Source organism: Endozoicomonas sp. SESOKO4 (assembly GCF_024606275.1).
This window is the reverse complement of sequence record NZ_JAHHPS010000461.1, coordinates 1-1,443: the sequence shown is the minus strand read 5'-3', so window position 1 is coordinate 1,443 and position 1,443 is coordinate 1. Positions and strand designations below refer to the sequence as shown.

1 protein-coding gene is annotated in these 1,443 nt (G+C 51.2%); it reads right to left on the bottom strand.

Annotated elements, in window-relative coordinates; genetic code table 11:
- On the bottom strand, positions 1 to 1,443 hold a 1,443-nt coding region (locus KDK16_RS08935; protein ID WP_257254813.1), incomplete at both ends, for a hypothetical protein.

Sequence of the window (1,443 nt, the reverse complement as noted above, 5' to 3'; positions counted from 1 at the left end):
CATAGCCAGCCCGCCCACTTCAGAGACTTGTTCAATGCCGCTGTGGTAGGCATATCGGCCGGTTCGGTCAGGATCAACACCGTAGCGTTCCAGCCAGTGCTGGAAAGGTGTGAGCATTCTGTGGCTGTAATCGCCCCTGTTGGTCAGATCCAGAAGATAGAGGAAGGCCATGTTTGAGAAGGACAATTTGGCAGCCTCCGGGGCAGTATGGGCCACCAGCAGAGGTCGGTAGTTGGTGAAGTACCAGGTGACCGCCTGTATCAGGGAGGCTAAAGGCTTGGCCCAGTAATCATTGAGCTGTTGCTCAACCGCTGCGGCATGAGCCTGCATTAATGTGTCATGGATCGCCTGGATCAGCTCTGATTCAGACAGGCCTGCGGCATTGGCATAAGGTGTCAGGGTGTCCTGAACATGGGTCAGGAATGCTGCCGTTCTGCGGCCATTTTCAAAGGCAATATCGTCAAGAACGTAGTTGGCGATGATCGCAGCGGCGTAGTCTTTCATGCCGGCAACAGACTCTTTCATACCCGCGGGGTTGGTGGTGGTCAAGGTCACAGGATTAAAGGCACTCTGCATGAATTCCTTAATACCCTCGTCGGACAGCATCTGGACGACCTTCTTGAACTCAGGCAGCTTGATGCCATGTTTATAACCAAGGAAGTGTTCAAATTCATCCACTGTCTGATAATCGTTGATACCTCTGAAGGACTTCATGTAGTGCTCAAGTTCAATCTTGCTGATCAGACCTTCGCGCAGCAGAGCGATAATCTTTTTAGCACTGGCAGAATGGGTAGCGAAGTAGTCTGAGAAGCTTTTCAGATTCCCTGGTTCATGCTCGATGTGGTGAATGGCTGCTGCACCCATGCCGTGTATTTCGTCGTCGTATTGTTGAGCCCCCGTTTTCAGCTCATTTCTGGCCATTATTTTCAGCTTATCGATAGTTTGCAATACATTCAGAGGCTGATGTTCTATAGGCTCGGAAGGGAGGTCCGGGAAGGTCGTCTTCAGGTTCCTGAAGACTTCCACGATCCGACTGGCCTGATCAAACGCCAGACCATCTCCTGTCAATGCCCGCAGGCGGACCGGTGCGAATTCATCGTCAAAATCGAAAAAGTTAGAGTCCTGTATAAACTTACCGCTTTCTGTTGCTAATTCTGCCAGACCCAGTGAGGCTTCCAGAGCTTGTTTTTTGAGAGAATGCTGCTGCGTGAATTTGTGGATAGCGTCCAGAACTTCTGCTTGTTTTGGCGAGTACTGGAAGGGGCTGTCATCATTCACAACAGCTTGCCTGGCAGCCCTCAGAGCTTCGGTCCTTGTCGCCATGGATACTTCCCGGATTTCAATCTGATATTCCAGACGGGCCTGATCACGAAACAGTTGCCCGATCCTGCCGCCAGTACCATCATCACCGCCCAGTTGTACCTGTTTGTTTCTCAGGGCATT